A 12,803-nucleotide genomic window follows, 5' to 3' on the forward strand; every position below is an offset into this window, starting at 1 on the left:
GCCTTGCCGGAGACCCTGATGGAATCCGAGCTCTTCGGCCACAAGCGCGGCGCCTTCACCCACGCCGACAAGGACAAGAAGGGCATCCTGGAATACGCCCATCGCGGGACGATCTTCTTAGACGAGATCGCCGACTTAAGCCTCAACCTCCAAGCCAAGCTGCTGCGCTTCCTCCAGGAGGGCGAGATCCGGCCGCTCGGCTCCAACGAGGTGGTCAAGGTCGACGTGCGCGTCGTCTCGGCGAGCAACAAGGACCTGCAGGAATTGGTCGAGCAGGGGAAGTTTCGCGAGGATCTGTATTTTCGCTTGAACGGCGTCACGATCCACCTTCCGCCGCTGCGCGAGCGTCTGGAGGACCTCCCGCTGCTCGTCGAGCACTTTTTGAAAAAGATCGCCGCGGGCGAGGGCAAGGAGCCCTGCCGGGTCAGCATGGAGGTCCTGCGTCAGTTCATGAACTACCCCTGGCCCGGCAACATCCGCGAACTGCAGAACACCCTCGAGACCGCGGCCCTCTTCGCCGAGAACGGCTCCATCGGACTCAAGTCCTTGGCCTTCAAGCCCATCCTGCTCGGCAAGAAGAAGGCGATGAAGCACCTGATGATGAAGACGGTGGCCAAGGAGACGATGGACCCCGAGCTGGAGAAGCTCTTGCTGGCGATCCGGGACAACGGCTACCACAAGGGAAACGCGGCGCAGGCCCTGGGGATCTCGCGGAGAAATCTCTACACGAAGCTGGAGAAGTTCGGCGTGCCGGTGGAGTTGAAGGGCCTGAAGGCCTACATCGACGACAAGTTCGTCTGAGACCTATTTGGAAAAATCGAATTCGGGCAATTCCGGCCGCTCGAAGCGGTAGTAGAGCTCGATGTTAAAGGCGCCCAGCGGGATCTTCCAGCGCTTCCCGGGGCCGGCCGCGAAGTCGGCGGCGCTCAGGCTCAACCAGGATTCCGAAAAGTCCTTGGTCTTGACGGGGATACAGGCCGGGTCTTCGGGTTTTTCGTCGATCGCCTTCTGCAGCGGGTAATAGTAGAGCTCGAGGCGTTCGCCCGCCGCGGGACTTTCGAACTCGACCGTGAAGGGATGCTGCCCGGGCGAGGTTTGGTTGAGAAGATAGTCCCGGTACGAGACCTTGCCCTTGTCCGGAGAGATGCGCAGGACGCGCACCTGCATGCCCGTGACATTGACGCCGCCCATCGCCATGACGCCGAAGTTTCCGACGAAGGGCTTGTCGGCGATCTGGCGCCAAGGCAGGCCGGCCTCGAAATCCCCCTCGAACATCTTCGTCAGATCCTTGCCCATGAAGAGGAAGGCCTTGGGGTCGCAGTCCTCCATCAGGTCGTCGTCTGCCGGCGAAGACAGGACGCCACCGCCGCTGGCCGCGGCCGCCGGTGCGGAGACGGGCAGCGGCGCGGAACCGGTTCCGGAGCCTCCCGAAGAGATCGCGCCCCCGCCGGGCGCCTCGCCGACGGCGCCCCCGCCCGCGGTCCCGCCCGGGGAGCCGGACATGCCTGAGCATTGGGCTAAGGCCCAGACGCTGAGGGCGATGGCGGTTAAGTGTCGGATTTTCTGGATTAAAGAGACCTGCACGCGTTCCCCCTCACCCCGGCACGGGTGGTCCTTCATACTAATTATCAACATTATAGGGGCGGAAGTTGCGTCGGGCTACGGATTTTAGGCGCTTGGGGTCGGCTAAGATCCCTTCCCCGTAGGTTCAAAAGAGGGTCCCGATCACGTTCATCACCAGGCCGATGATCACGGTGTAATAGAAAAAGGAGAGCAGGGTCTGCAACAGCGCGATGCGGCGGATGAATTTGGAGGTGATCAGGATGTCCGAGACGCCGTAGCACATCGCCAGCGTGAAGGAGAAGTAGAGGAAGTCCCAGTAGTCCGGGGCCTCCTCCGTAGTGAAGCGCAGGCCCCCCGTCAGGCCGTCCTTGGCGGCGAGGGCCGAGGATTTTTTATAGTAGTTCCTGGCGTAATAGATCGCGAACATCGCCTGCATGATGAACCAGGAGGAGAAGATCGAGACCAGCGAGAAACCCAGGTGCAGCTTGTAGAAGCCGTGCTCGGGTCGCACGTCGTCCAAGAGATAGATGACCGCGGCGATGCTCACCAGGGAGGTCAGGATCACGCCCGCCAGCATCGGTCCGTGGCCCTCGCTCTTTTGACGCTGGCAGCGACGCTTGACGCCCTCCGCGTCAAGCAGGCTGAACATCGTCGCGACCTGGCCCAGGAAGAAAAGGGCGCCGGCGCACCAGGCGATCAAGAGATCGGTACGCCAGGAGAGCAGCGAGCGGAGCGGGAAGTAAACGGCCGCGGCGATGAGCAGGGTGAGGAAGATGCGGGTGAAGGGGCCGATCTGGATCAGGCGTTCCATCGACGCCTTTTAGCAGAGCGGAGGCGTCGAGGCCAACTGTTAGGCCCATTTCGGCCGCTGAAGGAATTGTTCCACCACGAATCCGACCGCCTCGGAGGGCGCCGTCTCGACCAGATCCTCCGCGAAGGGCGCCGCCGCGGCGGGCGCGCGAAACAGGCGGTTCACCCCGGCGCGGGCCTCGAAGAAGGAGGCGGGGCGGCGGGGGGCTTGACGCGTGCTGAAGGCGTCGGATCCGCTGGCGGGCTCGAGGACGGCGAAGGCATTGACGAAGGCGTTTCCCATGGCGTTTTCTCCTTGGAGCGCTTGGCTCGCATAAAGATATAAAGCAAGTCGGATGCCATATTTAATATATTGTTTTTATTAATTTATTTTAATTAATCGGAATAAGTTGTCCTTATGTTTTGCACAATATGAACCTTGGTATTGCACAGGCTGTCCCTCCCGCTTGGCGGCGACGCGTTAAAAAGCTTTGGGATTTCAAGCGAAGGCCTTGGGCGCGCCGTGATTTTTTTCCTGGCACGGCGGTTGCTCTAATAAGGCCGGGGGGTGTTACAATTCCAAAACCTTCCCAAGGAGCTCCGGGGGTCTCATGGAAAACAAAATCACTTCGAAAGAGGCGCCGATTCCGGCGGCTCCCGTCGCATCGGAAAACGAAATTCCGCCCGTCGTCATCGAGGCCGAGCCCAAGCCGAGGCTGTTCAGCTTTGATTCGCTCGAGAAGGTGAAGGGCGTCATCGCCAAGATCCAAGGCGTCGCGGAAAAGATCCAAAAGACCCTCGAGAAGCTGGACGAAAAGGGGAAGCTGAAGGCGAAGGCCGATTGCGAGACGGCCAAGACCGAGATCGCCGCCGCCACCGCCCAATACCTGCAAGGCCATCCTGAGGCGACGGATCCCAAGGCCAATGGGGCGGCGAAGAAATCCGCCCTGGCTTTTTTGAATAGCGAAACAAAATTCCCGCTCCTGCCGCAGGACCAGCAACTGGCCTTTCTCAAGGGCGAACCGCTTCGCTGGAAGGACGCCGACGCGAAGGCCGCGGTCCCGCCGGGGACCGGAGGCTGGAAAGAGAGCCGCCTGCGCTTCTCGCTGGCCCTCAAGCTGGAGGCGAGGGCCCTGGAAGAGAGCGGGAAGACGAACGAGGCGGCGCAGTTCTACCACTCCGCGAGTCTCTTCGCCCCGCAGGACATCGGCCTGCACGCGGATGCGGCCCGGCTGCTCAAGGCCCAGTCCGCGAAGACCCAGGACCCGGCCTTGAAAAAACAACAGGAAGAGGCCGCGGAAAAGCACCTCGAGGCGGTCGCCGACGAGATGCAGGTCGGCCGCATCGAAGTCTTGATCGGCAAGGGCCAGCTGGCCGAGGCGGACAAGCTCGCCGAGCGGATCAAGGGCGAGTTCTACATCCAGCTCAGCGCCGAGCAACGCAAGGTCCTCGCGGCCTCGCCCAAGGTGCAGTGCCGGCTCTTGGAGGTCAACGTCTACCAAGCGGAGATCGCCGACAAGCAAGGCAAGCACGAGCTGGCGGTCGACATCTACAAACGCTTTCTCAAATTTGGCGACCAACTGATCGAGAAGCATCCCGAGCATGGCGATGCCTACCTACTCCGTGCCAAGATCCGCCACGGCCTGGGCGACTACATCGGCGCCTTGAAGGATTACGAGGCCCTGGCCAAGTCCTCTCCCGAGGACGCGGGCTATGCCCTCGCTTACCGACAGGACCTGCAAGGACTTGCGAAGCGATACTCCGCGGAGTGGCACCTGGCCCAGGCCTCCGGCGATTCCGGGAAGGCGACCCTCTACCTGGCCGAGGAGATCAAGGTCCGCCAGGCCCTGGGCGATTCCAAGGCGGTCGAGGAGTTATCTGGGCATTTGGCGGAGCAGAGCAAGACGATGGGCTTCGATAAGCTCATGGCCAAGGCCCAAGAGTTGGCCGCGGCAGCGCACCTCTCGCCGCTCAACGCGCATCTCAAAAACTTGGGAGGCTACGTCAAGTTTTCTCCCAAGGACGGCGGCGGCTACCGTCTCGAATTCACCCCGGGCTTCCAAAAGCTGGACGACGCCAAGAAGCTGGGCGTGCTGCAGCAGCTCCATCTCGAGGGGATGATCGGCCTCAACCAAAGTCTCGCCGCCAAGGAAGGCGATCCGGCCAAGAAGAAGTATTACGAGGGAAAGGCCCTGCTGTTGGAAGGCAACCTGCCCGCCGCGCGTCTCAAGCTGATCGAGTTCAAGCAGGCGACCCAGGCCTCAAAGGACCCCGAAGTCCTGAAGATGCGCCAAGAAGGCGGCCTTATCCTGCGGCAGCTGAGTCTCGCCGCCTTGACCAAGCTGGGGGAATGGGAGCGGGCGCTCTTCGATCAGAGGCATAGTTCGCTCGTCACGGTGGCCGCGAGCGTCGGCGACAAGAAGGTCGACCCGCGTTTTCTCAAAGAGAGTCCGCGCCTCCTCGCCGCGCTGAAATATTATCTGGAGAACGGCAAGGCCGACACCCTCGACGAGGCCTTGGACGCCGTCGCCGCCGACAGCCGGCAGGCGATGGAGGATTTTCGCAAAGATCCCACCGTGAAGGCCGGCATGCGGATCAGCTACAGCCACTGGGTGGCCACCGGCAAGGCCTCGCCGCAGGTGAAGCTCGCCGGCGGCACCCTCGACTTGGGGCACGTCGCCTATGGCGACACGCAATACCCCGACACGCTCAAGGTGGTGATCGGGCCCGAGGGCGGCTGCATCAAGACGGACAGCTATGCCTACATCTTCCCTCCCGGCAAGGAGGGCAAGGAGGTCGTGATTTCCAAGGGGCGCTTGAAGGCCGGCAAGCTCAAGGAATTCGTCTACGACCCCAGCCGCCTCGCCACCGAAGAAGACAAGCAAAAGGATTTCACGCGCACCGAATACAAGCACGAGCCTGACGGGCTTTGGGCCAATTCGGAAGAGTTCCATCCCGGCGACCCCGAGACCCTGCGGCTCGTCGCGGCGCACGGCAAGAACCTCGAGGCGCGCGACAAGGATTTTCACACACTCTTCCGCCTCGAGACCCTGGAAGGCCTGAAGGCGACCGATACCCCCGAGAAGCGGCGCGCGGCCCTGCTTGCCGCGGCGAAGGAGATTCGGCACCGCACCGGTTCCTACGTCGTCGCCGGCGAGATCCTCGAGGGTCTCTTCGCCAAGGATTTCCAGTCAGCCTTGGCGGAGATCCCGGCGGATAAGCTGGCCCAGCTCAAGAAGGAAGTGGAGGCCGAGCGGCCCAAGGTCGAGAAGCAGGTGAAGGCCGACTTGGCCAAGATGAAGGAAAAGCACCCTTACGAATTCAAACAGCGTTTCCCGAAAGGCGAGGCGAGCGAACAGGACGTCGCAAAACTGGTCGATCAGGCCCTGGCCGGCAAGCTCTCGGTGAAGGTCCGCAAGTTGGCCTTCGAGAAGGTCGACGCGAAGGCCGAAAAAGGTTTGAGCGACCCGATCGCTACCGAGGCTTGGAAGATCTACGACGACATGAAGGACCCGACCGACAAGACCTGGAACCTGGCCGACGAGAGCTGGGACGGGATCGTCGACGAGGTCGTCATGACCGCGGTCACCATGCCCGTCACGATGGGCGTCGGCGCGGCCCTGCGCGGCGGCCTCGGCGGGACCTCGCTGGCCCTGCGCTGGGCGGCGCAGGGCGGGGGCAGGGCCTTCGCGGTGCGGGCGGGGATCTTCACGGCCGGCGCCTTCGCGGAGGGCCTGACGATGGAGGCCTTCACCCCGGGCGACTTCGAGCTCAAGCGCGTCGGCTTCAACGCGCTCATGTCCCTGTCCTTCCACGGCGGCGGCAAGGCCTGGGGCAAGGCCGGCGCGAAGCTGGGCCTGGACGAGGCCGCCTTGGCGGCGCTGCGCGCGGAAGGCCAATCCGTCGCCGGGAAATCCGCGGCGAATTTCGCGGGGACGATGCTGACCCAGACGGCGGTGGCGACCGGCATGGGTTATGTCGGCGATCTCGTCCTCCACCACGACAACCCCAACACCTTTTGGGAGCGCTTCGGCGGCGAGGCCCTGCGCATGTTGGCCTTCCATTACGGGACCCACGCCATCAATACGGCGACGGGGCATTTAATCGTCGAGGGCGACGCCGCGACGCAGGCCAAGATGAAGGCCGCGCGCGAGAGTTATCTAAAATGGGTCGAGCAGGGCCTGCCGAAGGAGGAGGCCGCAAAGCGCGCGGTGGCCTACGCGAAGGACTTGAAGCTGGATCTGAAGACCGGCGAGGCGAGCTACGAGCTGAAGGAGGCGGACCTCGAGGCCAAGGCGCCGGAGCAGGCGAAGGTCAAACCCGCGCCGGCGGCCGAGGCGCCAGTCGCGCCGAAGGCGGAGCCGAAAAAGCCCGCGGCCCCCAAGGCGGAAGTCCCGGCAGCGCCGGCCGCGGCGAAGCCCGCCGCCAAGGTCCCAGTGTCCAAGGGGCTGCCTCCGATCGTCGAGGCCCAGGTGCAGAAGGCCAAAAAGCTGGCGGCCTTGGGCGTAGAGCGCGGCCTGGTCGACAAGAACGCCGCCGAGCGTCTGCCCCGCGAGCTCGAGGCCTACCTGCGCCTCTTCATGGCCGAGGCGGAGCACACGCTCGACGCCCAGCATCCGACTCCCGAGCAGCAGAAAAAGCTCATTCCCGGTCTGGCGAAGAAGAACGCGGAAAATTTCGTCCGGCGCTTCGCGGAAGAGTTGGGGCTGAAGCAGGAGGCCTCCTTCCAAAAGAAGCTCGAGGGCCTGCTGCGCGAGAGCCTCGAAAAGGTCGCGGCCCATCACAACGAGCGCCTGCCATCCTTTCCCTTGGAGTCCTCCGCCGCGAAGCCCGCGCCGGCCAAGCCCAAGCGCGCGGATAAAGCGGAGATCGCCGCGAGCCTGGAGCAGTTTTCCAAGGACCTCCAGGCGAAGACCGGTGAGTGGCTCTCCGCCAAGGAAAAGGGCGGAAAGGCGGTGTCCCGCGAGGTCTTTCTCCAGCAGCAGTGCGAGGCGGCCTTCCAGCTGGCCGAGCGGCTCGGTCTTGCCGGGGATCCCGCCTTCCGCAAGGGCCTGGCGGAGATGGTGGTGGGCTTGATTCGGAGCACCGAGGCGCATGCGCCGGCGGGCGCCTGGCTGCCGGAATCCATGGCGGCCTACGCCAAGAAGGCCCCGGTCGAAAAACCCGCTGCGCCGGCGAAATCCGAATCGCCTAAGCCCCCGTCCGAAGCGGCGCCGGCGAAAAAGACCGGCGGTCTCGATATCGACCAAGTGGTGGTCGAGGTGAGCCTGCTCGCGAAGGAATATTCCGGAGATCCGGTCGCCTTCAAGAAGGAATTGGCTCGCGTCCTCATCACGAGTTTCCATGAGCTGAAAAATTGGATTGCGAAGGATACGCCCGGCGCCCTCGAGATCGGCGAGCGCGTTCAATTCGTCTCCGAGGCCCTGGCCAAGAAGCTGGCGGCGCATTTCGGCGTCGCCAAGGATGCGGCCTTCGTGAAAAAGATCGAAGGCCTCTTGCGCGCGCGGCTCAAGGAGTCGCTCCCCGGCAAGGAGGCGGCCTCCGATACGGTGATCCGTCCGCCGGATTTTTCGGAGGCGAAGGGCCCGATTTCGGTCGAATCACTATTTCCCGAGGTCCCGGCGGACAAGCTACCCACCCGCGGCGAATTCCTGCAGGGCCTCGAGGCCGCCTTGGGCAAGCTGGCGGAGAGCGCGGCGGCCCCCATGAAAAAAGGGATGGAGGGCAAGGCACACGACGAAGCCCTGTTCTCGGGGGTCTTCGGCGGCGGCGCGCCCGCCAAGCCCGGCCCCGAGATCCTGGCGCGGAACCTGCGCAAGTTGCAGGGCGGCCTGAAGAAGCGGCTGTTGGATTTTGTCTACGACAAGGTGCAGAAGTTCGAAGCCTCCGGAAAAAAAGAGCTAAGCCCTACGGACAAGGCCCAGCTTGCGGAAGAGACGATCCGCTTTGCGGAAGAATTCGGCCTCGCTCACGAGACTTCCTTCACCGAGTCTTTGAAGAGTCTAGTGATAGAAGGCATGACGACCTCCGCCAAGGGATTTTCCGAATCGGCGCCCGCCGCCGTCCCTAAGCCCGGGCCCATTGCGAAACAGTTCGGCAAGCTGCGCCGCAGCTTTCTCGACAAGCTCTTCGAGGCGCGTGCGGAGCTTGAGGTGCCGAAGGACGGCAAGGTCAGTATCTCCAAGCCTCGGGCCGTCGAGGTGGAGCCTGTCAAAAACGCCTCGGCCAAGCTCGACGCGGTCTTCTCCCTCCTTGAGGAGCGCATGCTGGAACACCCCAGCCCCGAGATCGCCAAGGCCGCCGAGGCGATCGGCCGCGACGTCGATGTCTTAGTTAAGGAAGACCCCGCCAAGGTCGGGCCGGAGTTCGAGGGCCAGGTGGGCGCGGAGAAGGCCGCTGCGGTCGCACGCCTCGAGCGCCTGCTCCGCGGCCTCGAGCTGAATCCCGATTGGGCCGCGGACCATCTGGCCGCGGAATACGGCAAGCCCTTCGCCGGCAAGGCCGAGCTGGAGGCGGCCTACGCCCAGTCGGCGGAAGCCGCGCACGGCGATCGTTATGGCGAGCTGCTCTCCGACGTCTTTTCGCGGAGCGACGCCAAGATTCCTCCTTTCTATCAACTGGCCAAGCTCACCCTCGAGGAGATCGCCCGGCATCCGGTCGGCTCGGAGGAGTTCCGCGACGCCCTCGACCGTTATGCCATGGTCCGCGACTTGGAGATCGAAAAGTCCGGCGCGGCGAAGGCGGCCGAGGCGCCGAAGCTCCCGGGTTTCTTCGACGACATCCCCTTGGCGGCCCACGGCTCGCCGCTCGGCAAGTCCGGGCATTCGACACCCGACACCTTCGCCCCCGACACGGTGCAGGCGCCCCCGCCCAGCCTCAGCGGCGTGAAGGCGAAGGGGCCGGCGCCGGAGTCGATCTCCCTGGATTGGGCGGCCAACGATACGATGGGTTCCACTGCCAAGCCGAAGTCGGCGGGGACCCTCGCGCCGCTTCCCGAGGCCGTCCCGGAGTCCACCTGGGCGCCAGCGCCGGTCGAGGCGAGCTCGATTCCCGACGCCTCGGTCGCGGGCATCGCGAATCCGGCCCGCAAGGCCGAGATCGCGAAGGCCTGGGTTGCGGCTTGTGAAAATCCGAAAAGCCCTTTGCATGGCGATCCGGAGTATCAGGCCTCTTACCAAGCCGCGAAGGCCTACCTGAGCGCGGTCGAGGCCGGCAAGGCGCCGCCCGAGGCCGGCTTCGTCGCGGATTATCACGTCACCGCCAAGGACGAGAAAGGCTCCGGCGTCCTGGCCTTTGCCGATAAGGCTCATCCTCTTGAGCAGACCTGGGAGGTTGCGGGCCAGGACGGGCAGGGGCGATGGCAGTTGAAAAACCTGAAGACCGGCGAGACGCGGAGCTTCCAGGTCCTGTTCCATGACAAGCCCGCATTTCTCAAGGGCGACCGGCTGCGTTTCCTCCCCATGGTGGCCGGGGCGAGCGACGGCCCGCTGCGCCCCCTGCGGCCCGCGGCCGAGGGTCAGCCTCTGTGGATCGGCCGCGATCCGGCCCAGGCCAACGTCGTGGTCTCCGGGGATTTCGTCTCCCGCCTCCACTGCAGCATCGAGCGCGCCCCCGAGGGTTGGTACGTCGCCGACCGGCACAGCACGAACGGCGTCTACGTCAACGGCGCGAAGGTCGAGGGCAGCGCCTGGCTCAAGCCGGGGGACGTGCTTTCGACGAAGGACAAGCACGGACAATTTCACCTCTTGGGCGTCTTTCAGGCCCCGCCCGCGTCCGCCGCACCGGCTCCAAAACTTTCAGCCAAGCCCGCCGGCAACGCCGGGCTCTTCGTCGAGTCCGCGCCCATCCTCCACGGCGACGTCGATCTGAAGGCGCCGCCGGTGCATCGTCTGCCTCCGGACGGCAGCTCTGGGGAGGTCGCCGCGGTGACGACCCAAGGCGCCGGCTACGGCAAGAAGAACGAGGACAACGTCCTGGTGATGCGGGGCAAGGGCGGCTTGCTGATGCTGGACGTCGACGGCATGGGCGGCGAGGGGCACGGCGATGTCGCCGCGCTGCTCACCGCCGAGGCCTTCAAGGCCGAAATGCATCGCTCCGGCGACGAGGGACAGGCCTGGGCGCTCGCCAACAAGACCGTGCGGCGCTTCAACGCGGAGCTGCATCACCTCACCGGCGGCAAGGCGAAGTGGGCGAAGCCGGAGCAGGTGCAGCAGGCCCTGGCCGCGGCCCGCGCCGGAATCTCGGATCCCGCGGCCCCGCTGCCCGAGCAGGGCGGCGCGGGGGCGGTGGCCGTCGCGGTCCGCGTGCATCCCCCGAAGCATCCCGGCGGGGCGCATCGTGCGGAGTTCTCCTGGGTGGGCGACGCGCGCGCGATGATCCTGGAGCGGGGCGCGGACGGAAAGTGGCACTGGGTGTTTCGGACGGTCGACGAGGGGCTGCCGGCGGTGCCCGGCATGCTGCGCCCCGGCGAGGACTACGAGTTCGGCGGCGCCCGCAAGACCCTCGCCGGCGCCCTGCACCCCATGGCCAACGTCGTGACGAACAGCGTGGGCAAAGAGGGCGTGGTCGCGGTGAAGAAGACCTCGGACGGCGAATTCCCCGCGCCCGGCACGGCTACCGGGGCGAAGGAGGCGGGCAAGGCCTACGAGGCCGGCGTCGCGCTGAAGCCCGGGCAGATGATCCTGGCGGGTTCCGACGGTTTTTGGGAAAACTTCGGCAGCACCCGCGAGGTCCTCGACCTGATCCAATTTTGCAAGACCGCCGAGCAGGCGCGCGAGGTCTTGACCCACGAGGCCCATCGCCGGATGGAGGTCCTCGCCGAGGCGCGCGATTGGCTAAAAAATCCCTCTGCCAATCCCAAGCAGCTGGAGCGCTATCCCTTCGAGCATCATGGCAAGAAACAGTTTATCGACGCGAAGGGGCGCGTCTTCGACACGCCGACCGGCGGCAAGGCGGTCAATCACTTCAAGACGGACAACTTCAGCCTGATCGCCTACCTCCATAATCCTGCCGCGGAGGCCGCGTCCGCGGCGGCGCCCCACGCCGAGCCGCTGCCCGCCGCCGCCCACGCCAAGGCCGGGCCGCATCACGCGAAGATGCTGCCGATGGTGCCGGGAAACATCCCCGGCCTGCGGAAGCTGGATCACGCTTGGATCTACGTGATGCCCAAGGGGGCCGGCGAGGTCGTGATCGGCCGCGACGCCTTCCCCGCCTCTCAGGAGACCTCGGGCGTCTCTGCCAAGCATGTCCGCCTGTTCCGCTCGGCGGGCGGCGTCTTCATCCAAGACATGGGCTCGCTCAACGGCATGAAGGTCCTGCGCGACGGCAAGGAGGTCTTCGCCTGGAAGAGCTACGACCGGAAGCCGGGCCCCACCTTCGCGGTGCATCCGGGCGACCAGATCGTGATGGAGGGCACCGCGGTGCACTTCTTCGGCTCGGAGTGAAAGTCGCCTCAGTCCCGCAACCAACCCGCGGTCCGCTCCGCGTTGCGCTTCGAGAAGTAAAGCCAGTCGTGGAAGTCCCGCAGGTAGAGCGGCAGGGGCTGCCCCAGGCGGCGCGCGAGGCGGCCCAGCGGGGTTTCCCGGAGCGAGAAGTAGCCCTGCCAGCGGTCCTCCTCCAAGGAGGCCATGATCTCCGAGACGAGGCGCCCCTCGCGCGACAGGCCGCGCATCGCGATCTCCCCGTTGAAATGGCGGAAGTGTTCCCACTCGTGGACCACCGCCTCCAGCCTCAGCATCAGCTCCTCGTAGGCCGCGTGGCTGGTTTCGCCCCCGGCGCGCGCGGCGGGGCTGAGCTCGCGCACCAGGATGAGATCCCGCTTCATGCCGTCGAAGGCCTTTACGAAGAGGGCCCCGTCGCAGCGCCGCGCCTGGCCCCAGGCGCGGAACAGCGCCTCGAATTCCTCCTCGCCGGCCACGCGCAGGTCGAGGCGGCCCTCCCGCAGGTCGCTGAGAAGGCGCTGCGTGGCGCGGTCGGGATTCCATTGCAGCAGCTTCAGCAAGGTCTCCGCCCGCAGGGGCCCACCGGAACGCAGGGCCTCGAGGATCCCCGACTGCAATCCCAACTTGGCTCGGAGGCGTTCCTCGGCCGAGGCCCTGCGCGCCCTTTCCTTCGCGCGCAGTACGGAGACGACCTTCCGCGCCAGCCGCACATCGTCGAGATAGGCGTTGTGCGGGGTCCCGCGCAGCTCGTGGGCGATCTCCTCGGGGCCCAGCCCCAGGCCTTGCCATTCGCGCAGCAGGTCCGGCGTGGACTCGGGGCTGTCTTGGGTCTTCAGCTCGCGCAGCTTGGCGGGGATGTCCTCCGTGGCGAGAATGAGGAAGAGGCGGCGCAGGGCGAGTTTGCCCAACGACGAGCGGGCCGCGTACTGCAGGGCGCCGCGCAGCGCCGCCTCGGGATAATCCCTAGGGCCCCTCCCGAAGATGCGAATCATCCCCTCGGCCTTGGCCTCG

The 12,803-nt window shown here is 65.2% G+C and carries 6 protein-coding genes; 2 read left to right on the forward strand and 4 right to left on the reverse strand.

What is annotated here, in order from left to right; all coding sequences use genetic code 11:
* The coding region (locus FBR05_12350) for a sigma-54-dependent Fis family transcriptional regulator (protein MDL1872973.1) at positions 1-801 on the forward strand (801 nt) is incomplete at its 5' end.
* A 3-nt stretch (positions 802-804) separates the two neighbouring features.
* On the opposite strand, the gene FBR05_12355 is transcribed toward FBR05_12350, so the two are convergent.
* From FBR05_12355 to FBR05_12365, 3 genes are all read right to left on the reverse strand, one after another.
* Positions 805-1,503, reverse strand: a complete 699-nt coding sequence (locus FBR05_12355) for a hypothetical protein (protein ID MDL1872974.1) — start codon at positions 1,501-1,503, stop codon at positions 805-807.
* Between the two features lie 205 nt (positions 1,504-1,708).
* The gene (locus FBR05_12360) at positions 1,709-2,374 is read right to left on the reverse strand and encodes a DUF1345 domain-containing protein (protein MDL1872975.1); all 666 of its coding nucleotides are present in this window, start codon (positions 2,372-2,374) and stop codon (positions 1,709-1,711) included.
* A gap of 39 nt (positions 2,375-2,413) precedes the next feature.
* A complete protein-coding gene (locus FBR05_12365) occupies positions 2,414-2,656 on the reverse strand; it encodes a hypothetical protein (GenBank protein MDL1872976.1) in 243 nt (80 codons plus the stop codon).
* A 307-nt stretch (positions 2,657-2,963) separates the two neighbouring features.
* On the opposite strand from FBR05_12365, the gene FBR05_12370 reads away from it, so the two are divergent.
* Positions 2,964-11,795 (forward strand): FHA domain-containing protein, encoded by an 8,832-nt coding sequence (locus tag FBR05_12370; GenBank protein MDL1872977.1) that lies wholly within the window; start codon positions 2,964-2,966, stop codon positions 11,793-11,795.
* A gap of 8 nt (positions 11,796-11,803) precedes the next feature.
* On the opposite strand, the gene FBR05_12375 is transcribed toward FBR05_12370, so the two are convergent.
* Positions 11,804-12,784: a hypothetical protein gene (locus FBR05_12375; GenBank protein ID MDL1872978.1), complete on the reverse strand. Its 981-nt coding sequence runs from the start codon at positions 12,782-12,784 to the stop codon at positions 11,804-11,806.
* Positions 12,785-12,803 lie beyond the last annotated feature (19 nt).

This window comes from Deltaproteobacteria bacterium PRO3, from assembly GCA_030263375.1.
GTDB lineage: Bacteria > UBA10199 > UBA10199 > DSSB01 > DSSB01 > DSSB01.